The sequence below is a fragment of the Paeniglutamicibacter psychrophenolicus genome, assembly GCF_017876575.1.
GTDB lineage: Bacteria > Actinomycetota > Actinomycetes > Actinomycetales > Micrococcaceae > Paeniglutamicibacter > Paeniglutamicibacter psychrophenolicus.
On record NZ_JAGIOE010000001.1, the window covers coordinates 4,047,971 to 4,074,568 of the forward strand.

Here is a 26,598-nt window from a genome sequence, read left to right on the forward strand (position 1 = left end):
CCCCCGTTCATCCGCTGCCGGTGCGCGCCCAGCGGCGGAGTCCGTTCATTGCCGTTCGACCGGACCGATCACCAACCGGCGCCGGTCGCGCACCCACAGGGCCCCGGTGCTCCGGTGCTGGGCCGCGCTGGCAAAACGGTAGCGGTAGGTCAGCACGCGGATGAAGCGCGGTTTCCTGCCGGAGAACGGGTCGTGCCGCAAGAGCGCCAGGGTCCGGGCATCGGCCTCCAGCAGCCGGGCCAGCAGTGTGTAGAACCACCGCTGGTGGATCGAGCCCAGCGGCAGGAACCACATCATCCAATCCAGGCGCAGGTGGTAGGGCGCGAACTGGCGCGGCCGCCTGTCCACGTCCCCGGGTTTGCCCTTGAACCCGTATTCCTGCCAGGTCGCCCCGGTGGCAGATTCGTCCTCGGTGCCCTCGATGACGACCTCGATCCGCTCCCGGGTGACGGTGCCGAACGCACCGTAGGCGTTGCCAAGCTGCCACTTGTTGAACGCGGCATTCATGAGCTGGGCCGGGGTGAAGAGGTTCCGCAGGGCCGGGATGGAGAGCACCACCAGCAGCAGCGCTGCCGCCAGCACCAGCACGGTCCACCAGATCGGGGCCTCGGAGCGAACCCCGGCTTCGGGCGGCAGCCACGGCAGGATCTTCCGCAGCACCGGATCGCTGATTCGGCAGGTGGCCAGCACGATGGTGAGCCAGTTCAGCCAGGCGAAGTTTCCGGTGAGCACCAGCCACAGCTGCGTGGCGATGACGAGACCGGCCGCGACGGAAGCGATCGGCTGGGGCGCAAAGAGCAGGAACGGGACCAGCAGCTGGGCACCGTGGTTGCCCGCCGCCTCGATGCGGTGCCACCATTTCGGCGCCAGGTGCGCCCGGCGGCTGAACGGTCCGGGCATCGGCTGGGTCTGGTGGTGGTAGTACATGGCGGTGAAGTTTCGCCAGGCCGGGTCCCTGCGCCACTTGATCATTCCGGCACCGAATTCCAGCCGGAACACCAGCCAGGCGACCAGCAGCAGGATGGTTTGCGGTGGCGGGACCTGCCGGGAACCGAGCAGGCCCACGGTGAACCCGGCCTCGAGCAGCAGCATTTCCCAGCCGAATCCGTAGAAGACCTGCCCCACGTTCACGATCGACATGTACAGGCCCCACAGGGCCAGGAAGGCGGCCAGCGGCAGCCACGGGGGCCCGGCCTGGGGAACCCCTGCGACCAACACCGCGGAGATTCCGATCCCGGCGGCGCACACGGCCACCAGTTTCCGGTCCGAGTACCCGATCCGGCTGAACAGCGTAGGCCGCCGGGCGCCGGGCCCGGCAAGCAGCCTGGGCACCGGAAGCAACCCGTGCTCGCCGGCCAGGGCGGGGAATTGGTTCAGCGTGGAAATGAAGGCAATGAGGTAGATCAGCGCGACCCCGCGCTGCAGGATTTCCCGGGCCACCCCGTAGTCGTATGCCGCCAGCCACTCCATGGCACCAGCGTAGATTCACGTGACGGTCCCGGCCATGCCTTGAACCGCGAAAACCCGTGTTAAACCAGGAAATCCCGGACCAATTGGTCCGGGATTTCCTTCTCTGGCTCCCCCGAATGGACTTGAACCAGTAACCTTCCGATTAACAGTCGGACGCTCTGCCAATTGAGCTACGGAGGAATGCAACGAGAAATACTCTACACAAGGTTTCGGGAAAACAAAAATCGGTCCCGGCCCCGTTGGCTGCTACTCCTGGCGCAGCGCCCGGCGACGCAATTCCAGCTCCAAAAGCTCGCGGTTGATGCGCTGGAACCCCTCGGGATCGCCTTCCGGATCCATGCGCTGGAGCTCACCCATCTTCTCCGCCTTCAGGTGCGTGATCTGCAGCTCGAAGAGGCGGTTGATGATGTCGTTGCAATAGCGCAACAGGGCGTCGGTGGTGCTCGCCGGCAACGGGGTGACTGCAAGCTCGGAGACGAACGAGCGCAGCGGCTCGGGAACTTCCTGCCGGATCGCCTCCACCCACTGCGAGGGGGTGGCCCCGGCCTGCCCGGCGGCACGCACGGCGTCGTGGACCGCGGCATGGGCGGGAGCCATGAACCGGGCGTCGTAGAACGCCTGCCATTGCTCGGGGGTCAGCTGTGCCGGCTGCTGCAGCACCACTTCCAGGGCCTCGCGTTCCATCCGGGACACCGGGTCGCGCGGGTCCGGGCGGGAGTAGACGGGTGCGGCGGGTTGCTCCTGTGCCGCATGGCCCGCGTTTCCGTGGAGGGGCTCGGCGCTCTTGGGCATCCGGTTGCGGCGCACCGAGGCGCCCACGGCGCGGTTCACGTCCTCCATGTCCATGCCGAGCCAGCCGGCCAGCTCGCGGGCGTAGGCCGGGCGGATGGCCGAGTCGCGGATGCCGGCGACGATCGGTGCGCTGACACGCAGCGCCTGCACCCGGCCCTCGACGGTGTTGAGGTTGAAGTTCTTCAACCCCGCCTTGATGGCGAATTCGAACAGCGGGCGCTTGGAGTCGATGAGCTCGCGCACGGCCTCGGGGCCGCGTCTCTGGCGCAGGTCGCACGGGTCGGCGCCCGTGGGCTCGACCGCGACGTAGGTCTGCGCGATGAACTTCTGGTCTTCCTCGAAGGCGCGCAGCGCTGCCTTCTGGCCGGCGGCGTCGCCGTCGAAGGTGAAGACCACCTCGCCGCCGGATCCGTCGTCGCGCAGCAGGCGGCGGGCGATCTTGATGTGGTCGGTGCCGAAGGCGGTGCCGCAGGTGGCCACGGCGGTGCCGATGCCCGAGAGGTGGCAGGCCATCACGTCGGTGTAGCCCTCGACCACGACCAGCTGGCGGGTCTTGGTGATCTCGCGCTTGGCCAGGTCGACCCCGTAGAGGACCTGGGACTTCTTGTAGAGCTGGGTCTCGGGGGTGTTCAGGTACTTCGGGCCTTGGTCGTCCTCGTAGAGCTTGCGCGCCCCGAAGCCGATGGTGGCCCCGGTGAGGTCGCGGATCGGCCAGATGAGCCGGCCGCGGAACCTGTCATAGATCCCGCGGTTGCCCTCGGAGAAGATGCCGGTGAGCTTGAGCTCCTCGTCCTGGAATCCGCGGCCGCGCAGATGCTTGAGCAATGCGTCCCAGCCCTGGGGTGCGTAGCCGACACCGAAATGTGCAGCGGCCTCGGCATCGAAGTCGCGCTCGGAGAGGAACTTCTGGCCGGCGGCCGCACCGGGGGTGGTCAGTTGTTCGCGGAAGAACTCCTCGGAGATCTTGTGGGCGTCAAGCAGGCGCTGGCGGCGGCCGGTCTCCTCGCGGCGCGGGCCGGTGCCACCGTCCTCGTAGTGCAGCTCGATGCCGACGCGGGCGGCCAGCTGCTCGACGGTCTCGGAGAAGGTGCCGTGGTTGATCTTCTGCAGGAAGGCGATCACATCGCCCGATTCCCCGCAGCCGAAGCAGTGGAAGGAACCGACCTGCGGGCGCACGTGGAAGGACGGGGAACGCTCGTCGTGGAAGGGGCACAGGCCCTTCCAGGAACCGACACCGGCGGATTTCAGCGTCACGTATCCGTCGATGACTTCCTTGATGTCCGTGCGGTTGCGGACTTCGTCGATATCTTCACGCTTAATCAGGCCTGCCATGCCCTCCAGTCTAGTGACCATTCACCGGTGGCAGGTGCCGCCGGGCCACGGGCTGTGGATCGGGCGGGGCGGGCCTAGAAGAGCCGCTCGGAAAAGCTCTTGCCCAGCACCAGGGTGGCATGCCATTCGATGGCCGAGGCGTCGGTGAGCGAGGCCACCTGGTCGATGACGGTGCGCAACCGGTCGGCGTCGTCTGCGGCGTCGCGCCAGTCGGCGGCGAAGAGCGGTTCCAGGTACCTGTCCCCGGTCTCATGCAGCAGCGTCACCAGTTCCATGAGGGTTTCGCGCTGCCGCGCGTAGATGGGCTTGCGCTCGTCACTGGTCATCACGTATGCGGTGGCCAGGCCCTTCATGGCGGCGATCTCGTGCTCGGTGGATTCGGGGACGATCAGCGCCGCGTTGAAGCGGGTCAGTTCCCCGTGGCCGAACTGCCCGCGGGTCGCATCGATCGCGGACTGGCAGAAGCGGCCGATGAACTGGCTGGTCATGTCCTTCAGCGCTGCCATGGAGCGGCGCGAGCCGTCGGTGTGCGGAACCCATTCCGCGGTGGCTTCCAGGCGCTTGAACGCGGCGTCGATCACGGCGTCCTCGACGTGCGGCAGGTACCACTGGCGGGTGAAGGTGATGACGCGGGCGCGCTGGTCCGGGTCCTTGATCCAGCGCAGCTGGAATCGCCCGGCGTTGATGGCGTCCTCGACGTCGTGCACCGAGTAGGAGATGTCATCGGCCAGGTCCATGACCTGGGCCTCGATGCAGGTCTGCCGCGGCTGGGCGCCGGACCCGGAGCGCAGCCAGTCGAAGACCGGGGCGTCGTCGGTGTAGACCCCGAACTTGGATGTCTTCTTCCCGTTCTTTTCCGGGGCGTCGGACCGCAACCAGGGGTACTTGCATGCGGCATCCAGCGAGGCGCGGGTGAGATTCAGCCCCGCCGAGGCGCCGTTGTGCCGGAAGGTCTTGGTCTCGATGCGGGTCAGCAGGCGCAGGGTCTGGGCGTTGCCCTCGAACCCGCCGATGTCGCGGGCCAACTCGTTCAGGGCGGTCTCGCCGTTGTGCCCGAAGGGCGGGTGGCCCAGGTCGTGGGACAGGCAGGCGGTGTCCACCACGTCCGGGTCGCAGCCCAGGGTGGCGCCCAGCTCGCGGCCCACCTGGGCGACCTCCAGGGAGTGGGTCAGCCGGGTGCGCACGAAGTCGTCCGAGGACGGGGCGACGACCTGGGTCTTGGCACCCAGTCGGCGCAACGCCGAGGAGTGCAGCACCCGGGCGCGGTCGCGTTCGAACGCGGTGCGGTAGGCCTTCTTGGGCGGTTCGGGGGCCCAGCGTTCGGCATCCGCTTCGGTGTATCCGGGAATCTGCAACATGGGGCTCCTTAGCCGCCGGAAATGTCTAGTTCGGCCGCGGCAATCATGGCCTTGTGGTTCTCGTTCATTTCACGGGTCGAAAGCCAGCCGTCGGGCAGGTGCGTCTTCTTCGGGGAGCCGGCGCGCCCGCGCTGGCCCTCGGCATCCTTGCCCGGGTAGGGCATGTCCAGGTCCAGCTGGGCCAGCAGTTCGCGCAAGACTTCCAGGGTGGGGACCTGGGCCAGGGCGGAGCGGATGTCCCCGCCGACCGGGTAGCCCTTGAAGTACCAGGCCATGTGCTTGCGGATATCGCGCAGGCCCTTGAATTCGTCCTCGAAGTACTCGGTGAGCAGTTCCGCGTGGCGGTAGACGGTCTCGGCGACCTTGGCCAGGCCAGGCGTGTAGCGCTTGTCGGTCCCCTCGAAGGCTGCCTGCAGGTCCCCGAAAAGCCAGGGGCGGCCCATGCAGCCGCGCCCAACGACGATGCCGTCGACACCGGTCTGCTGGACCATGGCCACGGCGTCCTCGGCGCTCCAGATGTCCCCGTTGCCCAGCACCGGCATGTCCGGCAGGGCCTCGCGCAGGCGTGCGATCGAGTCCCAGTCGGCCTTGCCGGAGTAGTACTGGCTGGCGGTGCGCCCGTGCAGGGCGACCGCCGCAACGCCGTGGTCGCGGGCGATCTTGCCCGATTCGATATAGGTGAGGTGGTCCTCGTTGATGCCCTTGCGCATCTTGATGGTCAGGGGCACCTCCCCGCGGGCGGCCTCGGTGGTGGCGGCCTTGATGATGGCGGTGAACAGGTCGGTCTTCCAGGGAAGCGCCGCTCCCCCGCCCTTGCGGGTGACTTTGGGCACCGGGCAGCCGAAGTTCAAGTCGATGTGGTCGGCACGGTCTTCCTCGACGATCAGGCGCACGGCGGCTCCGACGGTCTTGGGATCCACGCCGTAGAGCTGGATCGAGCGCAGTTCCTCGTCCGGGTCGTGGGAGATGATGCGCATCGATTCGGTGTTCCGTTCCACCAATGCCCGGGAGGTGACCATCTCGGTGACGTACACCCCGCCGCCGTATTCGCGGCACAGCCGGCGGAAGGCCTTGTTGGTGATGCCTGCCATGGGGGCAAGGATCACCGGGGTGTCAATGGTGTGCTTGCCCAGTTTCAGCGGGGGCAGCTCAAGCTTCGCCGGGGTGGGCGCGGCGTTTTCGGTTACATCGGCAATTGCAGTCACTAACCCATTCTCTCAAATAGATGCAAATCCGTGTCACCGCGGGGCAGACTTGTGGATCACATCGGGAATATTCACGGGCGTCCCACCGCTGTAGCCGAAGTACATACGTTTGCATGAAAAGGGTGAAGCGTGAAAAAGATAGGTTTCTTGACCTTTGGCCACTCGGGCGGCTCCAGCAATTCACCGGTGCCCACCGGGGCCGACGCAGTGCGCCAGATGGTGGACCTGGCCGTGGCGGCCGAGGAGTCCGGGTTCGACGGCGCCTGGATGAGGGTGCACCACTTCGGCAACTCGCTTTCCACGCCGTTCCCGCTGCTGGCGGCCATGGCGGCGAAGACCACGACGCTCGAGGTCGGCACCGGGGTGATCGACATGAGATATGAAAATCCCCTTTACATGGCGGAGCAGGCGGGCGCCGTGGATGCGATCAGCAGCGGCCGGCTGCAGCTGGGCGTCAGTCGCGGCTCGCCCGAGCCGGCCCGCGACGGGCAGCACCAGTTCGGCTACCACCTGGAACCGGGCAACAGCTGGGCCAACGAGACGCGCGAACGCACGGCCCTGTTCCGCAAGGCGATCTCCGGGGCGGGCATCGCCCACCCGGAACCCGGCGGACACCACCACCACGACCAGGACGAGCTGCTGCCGATCAACCCGATCTCCCCGGGCCTGGAAAACAGGATCTGGTGGGGAGCTGCAACCATCGGCTCGGGGCTTTGGACCGGCGAGGTGGGCATGAACCTGCTCTCCTCCACGCTGCTGCTGGAAGACGACGGGCGGCCCTTCCACGTGCTGCAGGCCGACCAGCTGCGCCGGTACAAGGCTGCGTACGCCGCCAGCGGGCACACCACCGGCGGGATGACCGCGGTGACCCGCAGCGCGTTCCCGATCACCACCGACAAGGACGATATCTACTTCGGGCGCCGCGAACGCGGGGACTCGGTGGGGATCCTGGACGGCTCGGTGGCCCGCTCGGGACCCACCTATTCGGGCTCCCCGGAGGAGGTCGCACAGCAGTTCATGGCCGACGAGGCGATCGGCGAGGCCGACTACGTGCTCTTCGCCCTGCCAAACCAACTGGGTGTGGACTACAACGCGCACGTGATGACGGAGATCGCGAACATCGCCCGCGAAATCGGCTGGAAGAACTAGCTTTCCCTCATGCCGTTGGCGCCCCGTTCCCCCCACTCTTGGGGCCCGGGCGCCAACGGAATTGCTGTTCCTGGGCTCCTACCGGAAATCCGGGCCCGAGCCCTGCCGCTCCTCGTCCAAGGCCACCGCCACGGCAAGCTTTCGCGCCGCGACCAACTCAATGGCCGCGGCAAGGGCCAGCACCAGCATCAAGATGGCCAGGCCAGTGAACAGCAACCCGGCGACGTAGCTGTAGACGCCACTGAGCATCGTTTCGTGGTAGAAGAATTCGGCGTTCTCCCCGGCCACGCGCACGTCGCCAGCGACGGTGAGCATCGCGCCGCCGGTGTGGATGGCCACCGGTGCCAGTGCCGCGAGCATGCCCGCACCGGCAACGCCAGCCACGAATTTGGCTTTCAGCGTCCGGGCCAGGTCGTCGACCCCGAGCAGGCCCGAATCCACGGGTCGCGGCGCCCGGGCCAGCGAGCGCAGCAACAGCACGGCGACCACCAGGGCAAGCAACGCCACCGCGATCATGGGCACGCCGAAAAACCAGCCGTGGATATCGACCGATTGGGTCCCGGGAGTCAGCGGCAGCGCATATCCGACCGCCGGGTCACTCGTGGCCGTGTTGCGCACGACGACAAGCCGGGTGAAGCGCCCGTAAACGTCCTTGCTCGAGGCAAGGCCCGTGGCCACCAGCCATCCGCACAGCAACAAGGCGGCGACCGCGGGAATCACCAGGGCCCAGCGCGGTCCGAAGCTCAGGAATCCCCTGGGCTTCAGCTGCGCCGAAAGCACCGCGGCACCAGACTCCGCGGGGTTTTTCCGCCGGGCAACCAACAGGGCCAGCAAACCCAGGGTCACCGCCACCGCGACCAATGGCACCAGCAGTCCCAGCAAAAGCGGCCACGCGTCGTTGGCCTGCGGCGGTGCCAAGGGCGAATCCCCCAAGGTTTGGTAGCACCTTTCCACGTCTTCCTGGGTGGCCCCCGGGCTCGACTCCGGCAGCAGCTGGCAGGCCATGAATCCCTGGAAGTGCGTGTCTGCTTCCACGTCGTACGGCGCATTCGCCGCCTGAACCACCGCACGGGCCCACCCTTCCATGGCCACGCGGAGCACTAGGTAGACGGCCACGCCGGCCGCCAGCGACCAGCTTGCAGCCGTGCCCCATCCGGCCAGCAACGTTGCCGCGGCACGCCGGGAAGGCGGATCGAGCAATGAGGTTTCAATCCTCAGTTTCCCGCGGGTGCGCGGCACCGCCCGGACCAGGACCCAGACAAGAGCCACCAGCAATATTGTTGCCGCGATCAGTAAAAGAACCGTCGTCGTTGAGAGTTCCATCGTTCAGCCCACCTCGTGCCGGGACCCGCAGGGGTCCGCCATCCGCAGTCCTCGACACGATGTCGATGCCCCCGCCACCTGGCGTGCGGACGCCGGCAGGTGGTGGCGGAGATGATGCGCGACTCTCAGGTACCCGTGCGGTCCCACCCCACGGCCAGCAATCCCTGGGCTTGTTCGAGGTTCAGGCCCGCGGCCTGGGCAGCACGGGCAAAGACCTGGGCCTCGATCAGTGCCGGTTCAGCCAGGCCCCGGCCCGGATTGACCCGGGTCCCGGCGGCCCGGCCGGTGCGGACCAGCCCCGCGGCTTCCAGTTCCCTGTAGGCCTTGGCCACCGTGCCTGCGGCCAGGCGCAGGTCCCCGGCGAGCTGGCGCACGGTGGGCAGCTTGGCATTGGCCGGCAGCACACCGCCGTGTATCAGTGCGGCGAGCTGGCTGCGGACCTGTTCGGCGGGACCCGACGGGTGCACCGGGTCCACGATGATCGATCCGGCGCCCAGGGCTTCCGGTGTCGAGTGCGCGGGTGGGCGGGGAGAACCGCCGGACGCCGTTGATGCGTTCACGAATCCCCCTTCCCCAACTTGTATCAGTGCAACAATACAAGCAGCACCGGAACCTTGTGTCAATACGTTGATACAAGTTTGCGAAGCGCAAGCCGAGGGGCCCATTGGCGCCAATTGGCCAAGGACCATGTCAACCGGGCCGAGCAAGGCGGGCGAATCCGGTCACGGTACTCACAGTCCATGCCACAGGCAGGAGGCCAAACATTCCCCGCGCCAGCGCCCGGCACCAAAACCCATCGGGCGCGCCTGCCGCCGGGCGCGAGCGCGACCCGACCCCAAACGCTTGCGCCACGAGGTCGACCTGATGATATGGATCACAATTCGATGCCGAGTCACGAAGCTGGTGAGAAACATTGATTTCCAAAAAAGCTTTACCAGCGCATGTGAATCGTGCCACACTGTGGTTGTTATCCATAACATGCCGTGCGGTTTGGCAACGCGTTGGGTGGGGACGTCGTGTGGGCTGGGGCCGCTCGCAACTGATGAGGAGCAAGATGCGAAGTTCACCACGCAAGATTCGAAGGGCCGTCGGACTCGGTGCCGTCGGCGCCATCGCGGCCGCCGCGCTGGTCCCGCTGGGGATCACCGGGGCCGCGGCAGTACCCGAGGCCACCGACACATCGGCGAGCACCATTTCCTCGCAAGCACTCAAGGTCACGGTCTCCCGCGACTTCCCGCAGGTTCTCAAGTACACCGAGGCCTCCACCTCCGCGACCCTCGACGGAGCAACCAAGCCCATCGATGCGATCACGATCAACGGCGAGATCCACAAGGTCGAGGTGACCTCGAAGCCGGCCGGCGAATCGGCCATGGACTACCGGATCACCGTTCCGGAAATCCCGGGCGCCGTGATCGAGGCCCGGATCAGCGTCGAGGACTCCGTGATGACGTTCCGTGTCACGGACATCACCGACGGCGACTCCACCAAGATCCGCACGCTGGGCATCCCCGGAAACAACTTGGTCAGCGTGTCCTCGACCAGCTCCGGCGCCCAGGTCTCCACGGCCAACCTCTCGGTGGACCGCGCCAAGAGCGGTGACACCTTCACCCGGGTCACCGACTCCACGCCCCTGGACGCCAAGCCCCAGGAATCGGCCTTCGCCCTGGCAAACACCGATAAACTCGCCGCGGCGCTGGAATCCAATTCCCTGTACGACACATCCTCCGGCTCCGGATACCGGTCCCAGGGCCGCTTCCAGCGCCAGGCAGTGAAGGACGGCGAGCATGTGCGCGTGGGCATCTCCAGCGGCGACTGGCTCTACCGCGCCAAGGAATCCAACGAAACCGAGGAACTGCCCTGGTCCAAGGTGAAGATCACCGCCGATGCCAACGCCGATGAGACCGTCGACTGGCAGGACGCCGCCATCGCGCTGCGCGACATTGCGGTGCTCCCGAACCGGGGCGGCGACGTCAAGGACAAGGTCGTCCAGCGCATCCCGTTCAACTTCGCGTCCCAGGCCACACACCCGTTCCTGCGCACGCTGGACGACACCAAGCGCATCGCGCTGGCCACCGACGGTCTCGGCCAGTCGGCCATCCTCAAGGGGTTCGGCAACGAGGGACACGACTCGGCCAACACCGACTTCGCCGACAACTACAACACCCGCGCCGGCGGACTCGAGGACCTGAACCAGCTCCTGGAAGCCGGCAAGAAATGGAACGCCTCCTACGGCGTGCACATCAACCAGACCGAGGCCTACCCGGAATCCAAGTTCTTCTCCGAGGACCTGGTCGATCCGAAGGCCAAGGGCTGGAGCTGGCTGGACCAGTCGTACTACATCAACCAGCGCAAGGACATCCTCACCGGCAACCTGGCCGAGCGCATCAAGAAGTTCCGCGAGCAGACCGACGAGAACCTGGACATGGTCTACGTCGACGTCTACTACCAGTACGGCTGGCTCGCCGAGCGCCTGCAGAAGGAACTGGTCAAGAACGGCTTCCGGGTCAGCTCCGAGTGGGCGCATTCGCTGGATAGGAACAACACCTGGTCCCACTGGGCCACCGACGAGAATTACGGCGGCTCCAACAACAAGGGTATCAACTCGGACATCATCCGCTTCGCCCTGAACTCGCAGAAGGACACCTGGAACCCGCACCCGCTGCTCGGAAACGCCAACATCGTCGAGTGGGAGGGCTGGACCGGGCAGAACGACTACAACGCCTTCTACCAGAACATCTGGAAGAAGAACCTGCCGGCGAAGTACCTGCAACAGCAGGAAATCGTCAGCTGGGAGAAGGAACGGATCGACCTCACCGGCGGCGTCTCCGTCACCGGAACCTCGGCCGAGGACCGGGTCATCACCGAGTCGGGCGCCGAGGTGCTGCGCGGGGACAGCTACCTGCTGCCCTGGGCAGCGGACGGCACCTTCGACGCCAGCGGCGAGGAGCCCACCAAGCTGTACCACTACAGCGCCAAGGGAGGCACCAGCACCTGGACGCTGCCCGAGCGCTTCCGCCAGAACGGCGAGTACAAGCTCTACAAGCTCACCGACACCGGCCGCGAACTGGTCGACCAGCCCAAGGCCAGCCAGGGCAAGATCACGCTGAGTGCCGAGGCCGGGCAGCCCTACGTGCTGGCGCACGACGCCCGTCCCGCGCTGCCGCAGCAGGCGGACTTCGGCCAGGGAACCGGCGTCACCGACCCCGGCTTCAATTCCGGCACCCTGGAATCCTGGAACCCGACCGGCTCGGCCGCCATCGAACGCAACGCCAAGGGCCACAGCTACGCGGTGCTGGGCGAAGGAACCTCCGCGATCTCGCAGAAGTTGGGCACGCTGGAACCGGGAACCTACTCGGTCAGCGCCTGGGTCGAGATGGAAAAGGGCAAGTCCCGGGAAACAACGCTGTCAGTGAAGGGCCAAGGCACCGAGTCGGCGTCCAACACCATCCACAGCTCGCGGGCCACCAACTACGTCGCCGCCGACGAGAAGCACGGCACCAACTTCCAGCGCCTGCGCGTGGTCATCGACGTGGATGAATCGGCCACCCCGACGCTGCGGATCGCCGCCGGCGAGGGCGCGGCCAAGGTCCGCATCGACGACGTGCGCGTCGTGGCCACCTCAAAGGTCCCCACCACCGGCGTCATCTCGGAGGACTTCGAGGACATCGACCAGGGGTGGGGCCCGTTCGTGAAGGGCAATGCCGGCGGATCCACCGATCCCCGCACCCATCTGGCCGAACTCAACGCGCCGTACACGCAGTCCGGCTGGAACTCCAAGGCAACCGACGACGTCATCGACGGCAAGTGGTCGCTGAAGTCGCACGCCGAGAACAAGGGCCCGGGCGGCGGCCCGGGACTGGTGTACCGGACCTCCAACTACACCGTCCCGATGACCCCGGGCCACGAGTACCGGGTCAGCTTCGACTACCAGAACGTCCTCGCGGGCGAATACAACTGGGTCGGCGGCTACGCCTCGGCCAACGGCACGGTCAAGACCCAAAGCAAGGCGCTGCCGCGCCAGCTGGATACCGCCCGCTTCACCGACACCATCGTGGCCGGCGGCTGCGGCGACACCTGGGTGGGACTCGAACGCGTCGGCGGTTCGGAGGCTGCCGACTTCTCGCTGGACAACCTGCTGATCGAGGACCTCGGCACGGCGGAAAGCATTCCCGCCTGCGGCCAGGTCTCCGTCGAGCTGGAGGGCGACGTGATCAAGCAGGAGCAGGACAACACGTTCACCACCACGTTCACCAGCGACGAGCCGGCGGACATCAAGGACCTCGAGGTCGCACTCGAGCTTCCCGAGGGCTGGAGCGCCACGGCCAAGACCGCGAACACCGCCGCCACGCTGGCGGCCGGTGCGAAGTTGGAAACCACCTGGACCGTGGTGCCCCCGGCCTCCGCCGACGGCGACTACACGGTCGGGACCACCGCGTCCTACACCACCACGGCCGATCCGGTGGGGACGCGCACGGTGTCCGACGACGTTGCCGTCTACACGCTGCCGGCTGCCCCCACCGGTAGCGTCTACGCCAGCGACCACAAGTGGGTCAGCGCGGAGAACGGCTGGGGCCCTGTGGAACGTGACCGCGCCAACGGCGAGAACGGCGAGGGCGACGGCCCGGCCATCACCCTGAACGGCGTCGTCTTTGAGAAGGGCCTGGGTGCGCATGCGCCCAGCACCGTGCGCTACTTCACGGGCGGCAAGTGCAGCTCCTTCACGGCGCAGGTCGGCATCGACGACGTCCAGAAGACCCTGGGCTCGGTCGGCTTCACAGTCCTGACCGACGGCAAGTCCGTCGCCAAGTCCCCGGTGATGCGTGCCAACAGTGAGACCTTCTCGCTGAGCGCAGACATCACCGGCGCCGAGTACGTCGACCTGGTGGTCGACGTCGCCGGGGACGGCAACGGCAACGACCACGCGGACTGGGCCGACGCCAAGTTCACCTGCAAGTAGATCATTATCTGATACACCGATGGCGCCGGTTCACCACCTTTCGCGGGGAGTGGACCGGCGTCATCCGATCAATCGGCGGGAATGCCATGCGGGAGGCAGTCAACCGGCGATAGGGTTTTCGAAAGCATCTTGCCGGAAATCATCCGGAACGTGAAAACAATGGCCCGGCACACACTCTGGATGTGAACGGGCCACTGGCTTGCGTCGACGGCTCGGCACGCTTTCGGCTTGGGATACGCCGCAACATATCGAGGGGGCACTACGCGGCAATGCGAAGCGACCCGCCGAGAGCATGCGCGATCCTCGAGAGCATGACCCCACCAGGAGCTTGTGCACCATTCTCGATGGCTGAAATCACGGATTGACGGGTTCCGGCACGGCGGGCCAGCTCCGTCTGTGACAGGCAGGCTGCATTCCTGGCGTTCTACACGAGTTCTGCCAGTTCCAGCCGGGCCTCGGCTTCGATGGCAGCAGCATCGTATTCTTCACGCTCGCCGGCAGTCATGGCCGACAGCGAATCGTCGCGCACCTGTTCCCATGGGGTTGTGCTGGTCGTCATTTTCTTTCCTGCCCTTCTTCGTAGCGTGGTGCTTGCCCGCGGCTCGTGCCCATTCAAGTGCGGACTGGGCACGTCTGGCCCGCAGAATCTCCGCCCGCTCGTTCGTCCGTTGCATGTGGAACGTCGTCAAAGTCACGGCCTGATGCTCCGGGCCAAGTACGTAAGTGATGCGACGAGCAACGTTCTCGGCAACAAACCGCAATTCGTGCAGTTCCTCAACCAACGGCTTCGAATGCGGCATCCGCAACAGATGTCCTTGAGTGGCCAAGCGATCAACGATCCGATCTGCGGCCGCCTTACCCGACTGGCTCAGTCCCACATACCATGCGCGAACATCGTCGGAAAATAGAACCGTCCACCTCGTATCGGAAACATACCAAGGACACGATATCCGGCACTAGAGATATCAGGAGCATTGCTCCATGCCCCCGCGTTTCTGGGGCCGGATATCCCGGAAATTGGCGTGGGCCATTTCTCTCTGGCACAGGTCGCAGGCTCCAAGCCCATGAGCCCTAGGATTTGGCGTTGCTGGTCGGTGACCGCCGGCTCGAACACCCCGGGCCAGCTCGCGATTGCTAGGTTCGCCGCGCGTACTGAGATCGGTCGTGGTCTGCTAAATTCCGCCATGAAACTCAAAGGCTCCTAAAGACGCGGCCGGCTAAATTCTCCTGGCGTTGGTCCGCCACAGGTCTCCTGGGCACCACAAAGAGAGATGCCATAGAATCTAAAGAGTCTAAAGAGTCTAAACAAGAAAAAGGATCCAATGGCGAACCCCTTCAAGCCTACGGCCGGCGCGGAGCCACCCCACCTCATCGGACGCGAAGACGCTCTGGACTTGTTCGAGGAAGGTCTCGAGGATGGTGCCGGAGCCCCGGGCCTATTGAGCATTATTTCCGGGCCGCGTGGGATCGGCAAGACAGCCCTGCTTCACCGCGCGGAGAACGTAGCGCTTGAACACGGGTGGGCGCCGATTTCCGACACCGCCACACCTGGACTTCTCGAACGGCTCAAACACGGGGTCGAGATTCATCTGCGCGAATTCGGCCAGGCCGAATCCAAATGGCACATCACCGCCGTACAAGCGGCTTCCTTCGCCGTGACAAGGGAAATGACTCCAGCCGCCCAGGTCGGCCTTCGCGGCCGAATGACGGAACTGACGACCATCCTGCGCAAGCACGGCACAGGGCTGCTGATCACCGTCGATGAGATCCACTCAGTGGACCGGGCCGAGCTCGTCCAGCTATCGGCCACTGTCCAGCACTTGATCCGGGAGGGCCTCCCCATCGCGTTCGTGGTGGCGGGCATCCCCCATGCGGTCTCAAGCCTGCTGAACGACAAAGTCGCTACTTTCTTGCGCCGGGCAGACCCGATTGTGCTTGACAGCGTCGCCCTTGACGCGGTCCGGGATTCGCTGCGCCAAACCTTCAAGGACAGCAATGTGTCCATCAGCGAGGAGCACTTGGCAACGGCGGCAGAAGCGACGGGCGGCTATCCGTTCCTGGTGCAACTCGTTGGGTACCATGTCTGGCGACTCTCCAAGGTTTCCGGCGTCACGGACCAGACGCTGACCCGAGGCATTGAGGCGGCGCGCAAACGACTTGGGTCGATGGTCCTGGACACCGCGTTGGCCGATTTCTCGGACGTTGACCGCACTTTCCTGGTCAAGATGGCTGTCGACGACGGCCCATCACGCATGTCCAGCATCGCCGAAAGAATGGGCGAGAGCATTAAGTACGTCGGCGTCTACCGGCACAGGCTCATTGACACTGGCATAATCCGGCCGGCAGGCCGCGGCCAGGTCGAATTTACGCTCCCCCATCTGGCCGAGCATCTCCGAAACCATGCCGTCCAGCTCCACAACCCTGGGCTGGGATCATGAACTTCGTGAAGGTACGCCCGGCCGTGCCTAGGGACCTTCCGCCAGTGCACGAGATACTCACTCAGATGCCGGGTTGGGAAAACCCCCTGCGGTATGGGTTCAGGGACGAGAATTTGGTTGCCATCGACCACCGCGGACAGGTCATTGGATGGCTCAATGGGAACCACGTTTCCGAGGCTTGGCGTGGAGTCCTCGGCTACGACATGCCAGAGAACTGGCGTTGCTCCTTCATCACTTGCTTGATCGTCGACGAAGTACACCGTTCAGCGGGGGTCGGCCGCATGCTGATGGAGACATTCGCTCGCGACTCGACCACCGCCGGAAGGGACACTATCGTCGCCTCGCCGCAGTCAGGCGACGACGAGCTGGCACTTTTGAGATTCTATTCCCGACAGGGCTACCGCCGGGCGGAATCCGGGCAGGTTCATAGGGGGCCTCATGGACCCCAGGACGATATCCCCTTGCCAATGCAGGAAGAGTGGGTGGAGGCTTCAACACCTGATCCGGAGAGCGAGGCAGCGATAAACGAGTACATGCGCAAGCTTGGATACAAGGGCTGACCGGAACCGGTTACCTCGATCGAGCGGCACACTCAATGTCGTCGACCCTGGAAAACGTGCGACCCGCAATGCGCCACTTCTTGCGAAGGCGGTGATGGTTTCCGTGGCGGAATTGACTCCTTGCATCCGATCCCTCGCCATCAAGAACCGGGCGATAGCCAAGCCAACGGGACTCGCGGCGCATTCCCGTTTCCGGCCACATGAATGCGGCCCACCTGGACCACTGAGCTTGAGGACCGGGCATAGGCCAGGTTCACCCGCTCGTGGGCAAGGCAACAAACCACGATGGCGTCGGTCCACTCCCCCGCAGGGGGAAACGGACCGACGCCATCGGCGTTGCAGGCAAGAACTACGCGGTCGCCACGATGTACGTGGTGGCGGTGACCGTGGCGTGCTTGGCCGCGACCAGCACGTCGATGAGCGAGGAGAGCACGACCATCGAGCCGTCGACCTCCAGCTTCACCGGGAACTGGTGCGCCAGCATGGCCAGCATCCCGCGGATCGGCTCGGCCGAATCGTCCTGGCCCAGTTCCGGGTTCCAGCCCAGCAGCACATCGGCGGGCGCATCGGCGCGCGCCGGGGTGTAGCTGACGGCAAAGGACAGGATCTTCCCGCCGCGGGCCTTGGGCTTGTCGCGGAACACGATCACTCCCTGGGCACCGGTGGCGTCATCGAGCAGCATCTTCTGCGCGCTGCCCAGGGTCATGTGCGCCGGATCCCACTCGTGGATCGAGTTGTAGAACTCGATGACCAGGCGGGTCAGCTCGACGCTGCCGGTTCCGATGTCCTCCAGGGTCAGCCCGTCGTCGTCGAAGAACGGCAGCGCCAGGCCGCCGGGCTCGACAACCACGTCGCGGGCCACCTGGATCTGCTGCATGCCCAGCGACGCGCAGAACCCCGCGGCCGCTGCGGCATCGGTTCCTGCTGTCACGGTGTAGCGGGCCTTCAGCTCGGTGCTTTGCCCGGCCGGCACCAACGCCCGCAGGCGCGCCACCAGCTCGGTCGCGACCCCGGTGCGGCGGTGCTCGCGTGCCACTTCCACATACAGCCAGAGCCGTTGCGGATGCAGCGTCGAGGCAAACACCACGCCCGCGGCCACCGCGATGCCCTGGTCGGTGGCCACCAGCGCGCGGCTGAAGGGCGCATCCGAATCCTTGCGGAACATCGTGCGGTCCTGGTGGGCGTGCGGGGAGGCCGGGTCGCCGAAGATCTCCAGCAACGCCAAATCGTCCCCGTCCGCCCAGGGCCGGTACTCGAGTGTCGACATGGTCCTAGGCTCCGTTGAGGCGCTCGGACAGGTAGGTGCGCACCTTGTCCAGTGCCACGCGTTCCTGGGTCATGGTGTCGCGGTCGCGGATGGTCACGGCCTGGTCCTCGAGGGTGTCGAAGTCCACGGTGATGCAGAACGGCGTGCCGATCTCATCCTGGCGGCGGTAGCGGCGGCCGATGGCCCCGGCATCGTCGAAGTCGATGTTCCAGGTCTTGCGCAGCTCGGCGGCAAGGGCCTTGGCCTTCGGGGACAGGTCCTCGTTGCGCGAAAGCGGAAGCACCGCGGCCTTGACCGGGGCCAGGCGCGGGTCGAGCTTGAGCACGGTGCGCTTGTCCACCCCGCCCTTGGCGTTCGGGGCCTCGTCCTCAACGTAGGCGTCGACCAGGAACGCCATCATCGAACGGGTCAGGCCGAAGGACGGCTCGATCACGTACGGGGTGAAACGCTCGCCGGTGGCCTGGTTGAAGTAGGACAGCTCGGTGCCCGAGGCCTTGGAGTGGGAAGACAGGTCGTAGTCGGTGCGGTTGGCGACGCCCATGAGCTCGCCCCACTCCGAACCCTGGAAGCCGAAGCGGTACTCGAAGTCGATGGTGGCCTCGGAGTAGTGGGCACGCTCGCCGTCCGGGACGTCGAAGCGGCGCAGGTTTTCCTCGTTGATGCCCAGGTCCAGGAACCAGGCCCAGCAGTCCTCGACCCACTTGTCGAAGAAGGCCGGGGCGTCCTCGGGTGCGGTGAAGAACTCGATTTCCATCTGCTCGAACTCGCGGGTGCGGAAGATGAAGTTGCCCGGCGTGATCTCGTTGCGGAAGGCCTTGCCGATCTGGCCGATACCGAACGGCGGCTTCTTGCGGGACGCGGTGAGCACGTTGTTGAAGTTCACGAAGATGCCCTGGGCGGTTTCCGGGCGCATGTAGGCCATGCCGGCGGCCGTGTCGACCGGGCCCAGGAAGGTCTTCATCAGCCCGGAGAACATCTGCGGTTCGGTGAACTGGCCCTTGGTGCCGCAGTCGGGGCAGGCGATTTCGCTCATGCCGTCGACCGGCTTGCGCTTCTTCTTGGCCTCAAAGGCCTCGAGGAGGTGGTCCGCGCGGTGGCGCTTGTGGCAGGAGGTGCACTCGACCAGCGGGTCGGTGAACGTTGCAACGTGGCCGGAGGCCTCCCAGACTGCCTTGGGCAGGATGATGGAGGAGTCGAGGCCCACCATGTCCTCGCGTCCGCGGACAAAGGTCTGCCACCATTCGCGCTTGATGTTTTCCTTGAGCTCGGTGCCCAGGGGTCCGTAGTCCCATGCCGAGCGGGAGCCACCGTAGATTTCACCGGCCTGGAAGACGAAGCCGCGCCGTTTGGCGAGGGAGATGACTTGATCGAGCTTGGACTGAGGCGCCATAACAACTCCAATGGTTCACGAGGCCGCTGGTTGCGGTCCGTTGGGCGAAAACATACTCGCCAAGCCTAACGCGTTTGCCATGTGAAGTCCGAGTTTCCGCCCCGGCCCCGGGGCATGATGCGCGGCACCCTGCATCCACGCCGCACCGGCGGCGTCCGAACCTCCAGATTGCTGCCTCGAGCAGGAGGTTTGTGCTTTGCCGGGCCCGTTTGGATTGTCGCCGGCGACGGGGAGGCCGCCGGGTTCGGACATCGATGATGTCATCGACGGTGCGGCCAATCCCGGTGACATCATCCTGGTCCAATTCATTGGCCTGGTGGCCGCCGCGGTTTCCGGAGGCATCCGCGCTTCGCCTGGTCAAGGACACCTCGACCCCGCATGGCTTGGCCGTGGCCCCGGCGGTCATGAAACTGCCCGTCGGGGCCTTGACGGCCGTCGTGGGACTGATGCTCTTGCGCGGCGGCTTCATCCCCGGGCTGACCGCGTTGGACAACTCACCGCAGATCCTGGCGTGGGCCGTGATTTTCGGGGCCGCGCAACAACTGTTCACCGGTTTGGTGGACCGGCAGGCGCGAGACGTCCTGGACACTGTCGGGGGCGAACCACACAGCGCCGCCGAACGGCCGACCTCCGACTGAGTTCCCGGACCCGCGGCCCATGCGTACTGGAAGCCGGTGCCGGCTCGGCCGTGGTCCGGGCGGGCCTGCCAGTGGATGTCGGCGGCAGTGTCCGGGGGCATCCTGTCCCCCGGGGTCCGGGTAGCCGGGATGCCCGCGGTGTGCAGGTCGCCGGGGAAGTGATTCCGCGTGCGTGCCTCGAGTTCGGCCAGGGTGGCCTGGAAGTCCCGGAATTCGTCCAGGTCCGGGAGCGCCCGGAGCTGGACGAGGTCCTGGGTGGGCAGGAATGCGCGTGCCTTCGGGGTGCCGTAGTCGGTGAAGGCCACGAGTTTCCAGTATTCACGGGGCAGCGCGGCGCCGCGGTGGATGCGGTCATCCTCGTGGACGACGGACCCGCCGAAAACGCTGACGCGCAGGCCATCGACGGCGATGTCCTCGTGGAGTGCTACCTCGAGTCGTCCCCAGGGCCCGTCCCGGCTGCTTTGGTTGAAGTCGTCCATTTGCGGGGTGGTGTTGGTGTAGTAGAACGAGTCCCAGTTGGCCTGGTTCGCCTCGGGCAGCTGGCCCCAGAGCCGACCGGCACGGCGGGCGATGTGTCCGCGGTCCAGGCGGTTGCCGGCGTAGAGCTCATTGCCCGTCTGTGCGGCCTCGGGAAGCCGGGGATCCTTGGTGAAATTCATGCCCGAGCGGCTGAGCTTCTTGATGCTGCCGCCGTCGATGTTCCACGCGACCCAGCGGGCGAACCGCCGTGTCCGGCTGAGGGCGGGCGAGAAATGGTTAGAGGGGACTGTGTCGGCCCCTCCCGCAGGACCGCGTCCTCGACGGTGGCGGCATCACCAGGCGCGCAGTTTCCGGCCGACCAGGGAGTGGATCTTGGTGGCCAGCTCGCCGCGGGACTTGCCTACCGCGTGGTCAGGAGGCCTTTGGCGAAGATACTTGTCATTCGCCAGGTCGCCCTGTGCGGCGCAGGAAGTTTGTGCCTTGCCGGTGGTCACGGTGCACCGTGGAGTCCACCGAATTCTCCCAGTCGATCAGGCCGGGCTGCTGGGCATTGGTGGCTCCAGCCGTCATGCCCGCGGAGAATCGCGTACGTCAGGAGCGTTCACAGGCGGGGATCGAAGCTCTGTCCCCGATCAATGTTGCGTCGGGCTTCACGCAGCGCCCGCGCCGTTTCGGGGTCCTTCCCCTGTACGTCATTTGCGCGCTTGTCCAGGCTCCGGGTGAGCCCGAATATTGCGGACAACAGGCAGATCAGGACGATCCCTGCGATGATCACGATGGATAGCATGTCCATGCCTAGATCATAGCCTTGTTTGCACCTTTCAGGTGGTTCGGAGCAGGAAAAAACCGGTTAAATGCAATGCCGCACCGCGCACCATCCTGCGCTGCAGGCGCGCCCGGGTGCTGTCCGGTTCCTGCCTTGGCGTTCCGGCGACAGCCGTTGATCCGCCACGGGGGGGGAACACCGCCCAGACCGTTCCACCGCAGCATGCCCTCCGGGCACGGATGGCCGTCGGCCGATATGGCACCGGGCATGGCCAATCCGCAAGGAATCCCCAGCAGCCCTTTCATCGCTCGTGCATGCCCCTGTGGGCGCGCATCTCCGAGGAAATGATGCTCAGGTCGAACTCCACGTCCGGACTCGTCCAGATCTCCACCAGGGTGGAGGTGGCGTCCTCGGTGCCCCCGCCGCCCTCGGCGGCACGGCAAGGCTCCAAATCGTAGCGGGCCACCTCGGAACCACGGACGTTCAGCGACCGGATGGTCAGCGGCGCCTCGATCTCGCAGCCGGCCAGGATCCACAGCAGCGCGCCGGATCGTTGGGCCGGCAGCACGATCCTGGCCTCGCCCTTGCCGTGGAAGTGCATCAGGACCTTTTCGCTGCCGGGCAGGGCCCCGGGCAGCGGGCTCTTGCCTTCGGCAATGAGTTCGGCATGGGTCGGGCGCCTGGTGCCCACGCCGGGTTCTTGCGGGGACGGGGTCACGGGGAAGACCCGGGTTTCGGGGATGAAGGACGGCCCGGTAACCGGCGGGCCGGGCTCGTCAGAGGGTATGGGCTCTACATTGAGCGGGGTGCACCCGGCGGCCAGGCACACCAAGCCAAGCAGGGCCGCCAGGGCCAGCGGATGAAGCCCGGCCCGGGTACGGCGGGTCGGGCCCGATGCGCGCGAGAATTCCTTCATGTCCGTTCCTCACCTCAGGAATTTTCGCGGCCAGCGGGTGCCTGCCCGGTCATCGGCGTTCGCGAGCTGGCCGGAGACCAGCGTGAAATGCATCGGGGAGCCGTTCGGGATGGTGAGGACGCCCCTGGTTTCCGTGGTGTCCAGCGGCCCGGCCACCAGGTCGGTCGCCGGGCAGTGGTCCGACGAGTACATGAGCGTGGTGCGGCCGGCGGCATCGAATGCCAGCAGCGACAGCGGAACCGGCCGTCGGCACCGCACGGCGATCCACAGGTACACGCTCTTGGCCCGGGCCGGGAGGGCGAAGGAGAAGCCGCGGCTTCGCTCGACACTGAGCAGGACCTGCTCGGAACCCGGGACGGCACCGGCCAGCGGGTGTTCGCCGGAGCGCAGCAGCTCCTCGATGCTGCGCGATGCCTGTTGTGGGTCCGGCGCAGCCGACATGGTGGGGGTGGCGACGGCCGGCGGAAGCATGGCAACGGGTGGCCGGGGCGCGGGGCGGGACGACGGCTCGGTGGTGGCCACATCCACGTCATCGACCACCGCGGTGCACCCCGAAAGGCTGGAGGCAAGTGTGATGGCGACCATGAGATCAAGCGCCCAGTGCTTCTTGTCCAAGGGGAAGAAACGTGTCGTGGTCGGCGCCAGATCGGGCCGGTCCACAAACGGGAATTCATTTGTGGGTGGGCTGGCCCGGTAGCAGGGGGGTTCACGTGGTCCGTCGAAAAGCGCTGTGCCCACGGGACCGCACGGAATGTACACCGGGCTCGGACGCCGCCACCCGGCAGATTCCCGCCCAAGGGACCGAGTCATTTCGGGGACACCAGGGTCTTTCCACCTTGGCCCGGAAGGACCGTGAAATGGGCCGGGCCCTGTTCAGGCTTACGCAGCCACGGCGGCGTACCGACCCCGTCACCGGCGGGACAGACGCAACGAACCACTTGCCCCTCAACCCCTGGCAGCACGCAAAAGTACCTCGTTGTCTCTTGGATCGTCGTCACAGTCGGTTCCGGGTCTATCGTTGCCATCGCGGATAGAGAGCCCAGACCCGTCAAAAACAGTGTGCTGGCAGCCAAGCCGATGACCCCGGACGCCTTGTGTGGGAAATACATGGTGCCTCCTTCCATATTTCCTGAATTCGATACCTCAACGCTGCTCTCGGACACCGTGTTCCGGCATCGGAACCTGACCCCCAGATCAGGAGGCCACCCCCTCAGATTCCGGGCGCTCTCGTTTGAGGGGTCCTGAGGTGCCACACTGGTCCATATGGCCCCCGATCGTGAATGGAGCGGCCCGGAACTCGTGGGTCGCTCCCTGGAACTGGATCTCATTGGCGACACGCTGCACAGCGCCGTCGCCCATACCGCGGACACCCTGGTGGTTTCCGGGGACCCGGGCGTTGGAAAGACGGCATTGGTCAGGCAGGCCTGCGCAAGGACGGATCCCGCGACATTGGTCCTGGTGGGCGAGGCCCTGCCCTTGGCGTCGGTAAACCTCCCCTTCCTCCCCCTGCGCACAGCATTCCGCGATGCCCGTCTCCAGGAAGGTTTCCCCCGGCCCGTATTCGGATCCGGCGGCCAGGCAACAAATGATTCCATTGCGGCCATCGACAACTGGCTGTCGGTGATCAGCCGGGCCCGACCGGTCGTGCTGGTGATCGATGACCTGCATTGGGCCGACGAGGCCACCCTCGACACCCTGCGGTATCTCATCGCGGGGCCCCGCGACAGGCCCCTGTCCATCCTCGCCACCGTGCGCAACGGCGCGGTCGGCGGCGAGCACCCGTTGCAGCGCTGGCTGGCGGATGTCCGAAGCATGCCACGTGTTTCCTGGCTGCCGCTGAGGCCACTGGACTACGCGGCGACGGGGGCCCAGCTGGCCCAGGCGCTGGGTGCGGAACCGCACCAGTCCTTGATCAGCGAGGTTTTTTCGCACACGGCCGGGAACCCCTACCTGAACCGGCTGATGGTTTCCGGTCTGCCGGCGGACTCGCGGCACCTGCCCCCACGCCTACCGCCGGACCTGAGAGCGGCGGTCCTGCGATCCTGGCATTCGCTTTCGCCCCAGGCGCGCGAGCTCACCGAGGTGATGGCCGTCGGCGGGCATCCGATGCGCGCCGAGGACCTGGATGAGCTGGTACAGCAACCAGCGGCACGCGACGAGGCACCGGCGCTCTTGGACGAGGCGGCGGCCGCGGGAATCACCGACCGCCAACCCGGCGGAATCCTGTGGTGGTTCCACCATCCGCTCATCGCCGAGGTCCTCGAACAGCGACTCGAGGACGGACATCGACGGCGGTTGCACGCGGCATTCGCGGCACACGAGGCCAGGCTGCTGGATCGCGGGTCCCCCGCGGATTTCGAGACCCTGGCCGCCTTGGCCCACCACCATGATGCTGCCGGGAACACTGCCGACGCCTTCGCGTGGACCCTGCGCGCCGCAGCGGCCGCCACCGAAGCCGGCGGAATGGGCGGTGAAGTGCGCCTGCTGCGCCGCGCCCTGGAGCTCCAGGGCAGCCTCGGCCACGACCCGCAGGAACGTGAAGCGCTGCTCAAGTCCTTGCGCGCCGCCGCGGCAAACGCCGGGGCCATGGAAGACGAGCTGGAAGTCATCGAGGCCTTGATCGCGGAGACCGCCGCCGCACATCGGCCGCTTGAGCTGGCCGAATTGCTGGTGCGGGATGCCGAGCTGCGCTTCACCACCGGCCGGGAGTTCCTGGCACGTGCCCGGATGCAGCGCGCCGTCGAACTGGCCGGTGCGGATGTGGACAGCCGGCAATATGCCCTGGCCCTGGCCGGGCTTGCCGCCGCCGAGTTGTGGAACAACGAACCCCGCGGCGCCGCCCATGCATCCGAGGCCCTGGCCGCCGCCCGGCGGCCGGGCAATTCCCGGGCCCTGTCGTCCGCCCTGAGCGCCAACGCCATGGCCGCCATCGCCACCGGTGACCTGGCCCGGTGCCGCGAGCTGTCGGTGACGGCGGTGGAAGCAGCGGCACACACCCGGGATTTCTGGGCCTTGTTCAGCGCCATCATGTGGCAGGCAAGCGCCACGGAGGCCTGGGACAGCCAGCCCTATATCGATTGCCTCGAGGCCGGGCGCCAGACCCTGGCCGGGTTGGGGGCCCCGCACGTGTACATCGCCACGATTTCCGGATACATGGCAAGCAGCTACATGGCCATTGGCCGGTGGAAGGAATGCGGCCTGGCGCTTCGCGTGGCCCTGGGATCGGACCCCGGGGTCATGGGAGACGCCGGGGTCCGGCTGACGGCCGCCCGGCTGGCGCTGTGGCAGGGCAGGCAACACGAGGCGGAAACACACCTGGCCCGCGCCGAGGAGATATCGGCGCAGAAGTCCGAGTTCATGAACCTTCCCTTTGATCCCGTCAGGGCCGAGGTCTTTCTGGCGGCGGGCAATCCCGGCGCGGCCTATGAGATTGCCATGCGAAACGCCAACCCCGAACGCATGGGCCGGAACATGAACGAATGGAAGCTGCCGCTGGCCGCCCGCGCACTGGCCGACCTCATCGAAAGAGCCAAGGGCGAGGGCCGGCCCACAGAGGAGCTGTTGGCGCTCGCCGACGACCTGCTGCGGCGTTTCCCCAGCCTGCCGCACGAGGCCTTCGAATCCGAGCTGTACACCCGGCAGCTGGAGGCCTTCACCCTGCTGTACCGGGCCGAGATCGGCCGTGCCCGTTCGGCCCCCGGGAACCCGGAAGAATGGGTAGTGGCCGCTGACGCATTCCGGGACACATCGCTTTGCTGGGAGGAAGCCTATGCCTGTTGGCGGGCCGTGGAGGCCCTGCTGGTGCCTTCGGGCACCGATCGCGCCAAGGCCACCGAATTCCTTCGCCGCGGACTTGGGCTGTCTCGGCAGCTCCAGGCGCTTCCGCTCCTCACCGCGCTGCAGGAAATTGCCGCCCAGGCCAGGATCGCCACGCTCGGCCCGGTCCCGGGATCCCCTGCGGGCGGCTCGGTGCAATGGCCGGGCCTGACCGTGCGCGAACGGGAGCTGCTTGGCCATGTGGTCTCCGGTGCCACCTACGCCCAGATCGCCCGGGCGTTGGACATCAGCGAGAAGACCGTCAGCACGCACGTGTCGAGCATGCTGCGCAAGACGGGCACGGCAAACCGCAAGGAACTCTCCCGGCTGGTCACGGGCCAGGCAAACGCCCGGGCCCCCGGGCACGGCGGGCCCTGAGCAGGCCACCGGCGGCAGGACACCGCGGTCCACGCGTGTCTTGGACCCGACATGGGCTTGCCGGCCGGGCCGAAGCCCGGCCGGCAAGCCGGTGTCGTTGATGCCTAACGCTCGGGGACCCAGGACGGGGCCACGACGCCGGCCCCGGTCAGGCTGTCGCAGTGGACCAGTTGCGTTCCGATCCGTGTCAGCGAACACGTGGAGGTATCCGTGGTGACGGTGCTGACCGTGGTTTGTTCATCGACGATTGGTCCTCCGGGATCCAGCTGGCCATAGGCCGGGGAGGAAGCAGCGAGGGCCACTGCCAGCGAGGCGAAGACCAGGCCGGCGAACCGTGTTGTCTTGCGTGCGGAATACATGGGA

Annotated in this window: 19 protein-coding genes, 1 tRNA gene and 3 pseudogenes; 5 read left to right on the top strand and 18 right to left on the bottom strand. The window is 66.4% G+C overall.

The features are described from left to right. Positions 1 to 45: 45 nt before the first annotated feature. From JOF46_RS18335 to dusB, 5 genes are all read right to left on the bottom strand, one after another. Complete coding sequence (locus JOF46_RS18335) at positions 46 to 1,470, bottom strand: lipase maturation factor family protein (RefSeq protein ID WP_209909830.1); 1,425 nt, start codon at positions 1,468 to 1,470, stop codon at positions 46 to 48. A 104-nt stretch (positions 1,471 to 1,574) separates the two neighbouring features. Next, positions 1,575 to 1,650 (bottom strand) — tRNA-Asn (locus JOF46_RS18340). A 66-nt stretch (positions 1,651 to 1,716) separates the two neighbouring features. After that, complete coding sequence (dnaG, locus tag JOF46_RS18345; protein WP_209909833.1) at positions 1,717 to 3,594, bottom strand: DNA primase; 1,878 nt, start codon at positions 3,592 to 3,594, stop codon at positions 1,717 to 1,719. Between the two features lie 74 nt (positions 3,595 to 3,668). Beyond that, positions 3,669 to 4,952, bottom strand: a complete 1,284-nt coding sequence (locus JOF46_RS18350) for a deoxyguanosinetriphosphate triphosphohydrolase (RefSeq protein ID WP_209909836.1) — start codon at positions 4,950 to 4,952, stop codon at positions 3,669 to 3,671. A gap of 8 nt (positions 4,953 to 4,960) precedes the next feature. Next, positions 4,961 to 6,157 (bottom strand): tRNA dihydrouridine synthase DusB, encoded by a 1,197-nt coding sequence (dusB, locus tag JOF46_RS18355; protein WP_209909839.1) that lies wholly within the window; start codon positions 6,155 to 6,157, stop codon positions 4,961 to 4,963. A 129-nt stretch (positions 6,158 to 6,286) separates the two neighbouring features. On the opposite strand from dusB, the gene JOF46_RS18360 reads away from it, so the two are divergent. Continuing rightward, positions 6,287 to 7,306 (top strand): LLM class flavin-dependent oxidoreductase, encoded by a 1,020-nt coding sequence (locus tag JOF46_RS18360; protein WP_209909842.1) that lies wholly within the window; start codon positions 6,287 to 6,289, stop codon positions 7,304 to 7,306. Between the two features lie 78 nt (positions 7,307 to 7,384). On the opposite strand, the gene JOF46_RS18365 is transcribed toward JOF46_RS18360, so the two are convergent. Together JOF46_RS18365 and JOF46_RS18370 are read right to left on the bottom strand one after the other, a co-directional pair. Next, entirely contained in the window at positions 7,385 to 8,629 is a 1,245-nt protein-coding gene (locus tag JOF46_RS18365; protein WP_209909845.1) for a hypothetical protein, read from the bottom strand. A gap of 125 nt (positions 8,630 to 8,754) precedes the next feature. Then, positions 8,755 to 9,189: a GntR family transcriptional regulator gene (locus JOF46_RS18370; RefSeq protein WP_342592501.1), complete on the bottom strand. Its 435-nt coding sequence runs from the start codon at positions 9,187 to 9,189 to the stop codon at positions 8,755 to 8,757. Between the two features lie 494 nt (positions 9,190 to 9,683). On the opposite strand from JOF46_RS18370, the gene JOF46_RS18375 reads away from it, so the two are divergent. Next, complete coding sequence (locus tag JOF46_RS18375) at positions 9,684 to 13,586, top strand: endo-alpha-N-acetylgalactosaminidase family protein (protein WP_209909848.1); 3,903 nt, start codon at positions 9,684 to 9,686, stop codon at positions 13,584 to 13,586. Positions 13,587 to 13,845: 259 nt separating this feature from the next. On the opposite strand, the pseudogene JOF46_RS22360 reads toward JOF46_RS18375, so the two are convergent. From JOF46_RS22360 to JOF46_RS22610, 3 genes and pseudogenes are all read right to left on the bottom strand, one after another. Next, a pseudogene (locus tag JOF46_RS22360) lies at positions 13,846 to 13,995 on the bottom strand (helix-turn-helix domain-containing protein); the annotation flags it as partial. A gap of 15 nt (positions 13,996 to 14,010) precedes the next feature. Beyond that, entirely contained in the window at positions 14,011 to 14,145 is a 135-nt protein-coding gene (locus tag JOF46_RS22605) for a hypothetical protein (RefSeq protein ID WP_281070211.1), read from the bottom strand. Between the two features lie 127 nt (positions 14,146 to 14,272). After that, positions 14,273 to 14,464: pseudogene (locus JOF46_RS22610) on the bottom strand (type II toxin-antitoxin system RelE/ParE family toxin); the annotation flags it as partial. 444 nt (positions 14,465 to 14,908) lie between these two features. On the opposite strand from JOF46_RS22610, the gene JOF46_RS18390 reads away from it, so the two are divergent. Both JOF46_RS18390 and JOF46_RS18395 read left to right on the top strand, forming a co-directional pair. After that, a complete protein-coding gene (locus JOF46_RS18390; RefSeq protein ID WP_209909851.1) occupies positions 14,909 to 16,024 on the top strand; it encodes an AAA family ATPase in 1,116 nt (371 codons plus the stop codon). Beyond that, positions 16,021 to 16,584, top strand: coding sequence for a GNAT family N-acetyltransferase (locus JOF46_RS18395; protein ID WP_209909853.1), 564 nt, complete (start codon positions 16,021 to 16,023; stop codon positions 16,582 to 16,584). Before JOF46_RS18390 ends, JOF46_RS18395 begins: the two co-directional genes overlap by 4 nt. 349 nt (positions 16,585 to 16,933) lie before the next feature. Here JOF46_RS18395 and JOF46_RS18400 read toward each other — a convergent pair whose 3' ends face one another. The 7 genes and pseudogenes from JOF46_RS18400 to JOF46_RS18430 form a co-directional block, all read right to left on the bottom strand. Further along, positions 16,934 to 17,851, bottom strand: a complete 918-nt coding sequence (locus JOF46_RS18400) for a GNAT family protein (RefSeq protein ID WP_209909856.1) — start codon at positions 17,849 to 17,851, stop codon at positions 16,934 to 16,936. Between the two features lie 4 nt (positions 17,852 to 17,855). Continuing rightward, positions 17,856 to 19,241, bottom strand: coding sequence for a glycine--tRNA ligase (locus JOF46_RS18405; RefSeq protein WP_209909859.1), 1,386 nt, complete (start codon positions 19,239 to 19,241; stop codon positions 17,856 to 17,858). Beyond that, a pseudogene (locus JOF46_RS18410) lies at positions 19,168 to 20,631 on the bottom strand (DNA/RNA non-specific endonuclease); the annotation flags it as partial. The gene JOF46_RS18405 and the pseudogene JOF46_RS18410, both read right to left, overlap by 74 nt. A 60-nt stretch (positions 20,632 to 20,691) precedes the next feature. After that, the gene (locus JOF46_RS18415; RefSeq protein ID WP_209909862.1) at positions 20,692 to 20,853 is read right to left on the bottom strand and encodes a hypothetical protein; all 162 of its coding nucleotides are present in this window, start codon (positions 20,851 to 20,853) and stop codon (positions 20,692 to 20,694) included. 107 nt (positions 20,854 to 20,960) lie between these two features. Continuing rightward, on the bottom strand, positions 20,961 to 21,152 hold the full coding sequence (locus JOF46_RS18420) for a hypothetical protein (RefSeq protein ID WP_209909865.1): 192 nt from the start codon (positions 21,150 to 21,152) through the stop codon (positions 20,961 to 20,963). A gap of 274 nt (positions 21,153 to 21,426) precedes the next feature. Then, entirely contained in the window at positions 21,427 to 22,041 is a 615-nt protein-coding gene (locus JOF46_RS18425; protein WP_209909868.1) for a hypothetical protein, read from the bottom strand. Between the two features lie 9 nt (positions 22,042 to 22,050). After that, the gene (locus JOF46_RS18430; protein WP_209909871.1) at positions 22,051 to 22,626 is read right to left on the bottom strand and encodes a hypothetical protein; all 576 of its coding nucleotides are present in this window, start codon (positions 22,624 to 22,626) and stop codon (positions 22,051 to 22,053) included. A gap of 678 nt (positions 22,627 to 23,304) precedes the next feature. On the opposite strand from JOF46_RS18430, the gene JOF46_RS18435 reads away from it, so the two are divergent. Further along, positions 23,305 to 26,235 (top strand): helix-turn-helix transcriptional regulator, encoded by a 2,931-nt coding sequence (locus JOF46_RS18435; RefSeq protein WP_209909874.1) that lies wholly within the window; start codon positions 23,305 to 23,307, stop codon positions 26,233 to 26,235. A 104-nt stretch (positions 26,236 to 26,339) separates the two neighbouring features. Here the strand turns inward: JOF46_RS18435 and JOF46_RS18440 are convergent, their stop codons facing one another. Continuing rightward, on the bottom strand, positions 26,340 to 26,594 hold the full coding sequence (locus JOF46_RS18440; RefSeq protein ID WP_209909877.1) for a hypothetical protein: 255 nt from the start codon (positions 26,592 to 26,594) through the stop codon (positions 26,340 to 26,342). Positions 26,595 to 26,598: the final 4 nt, after the last annotated feature.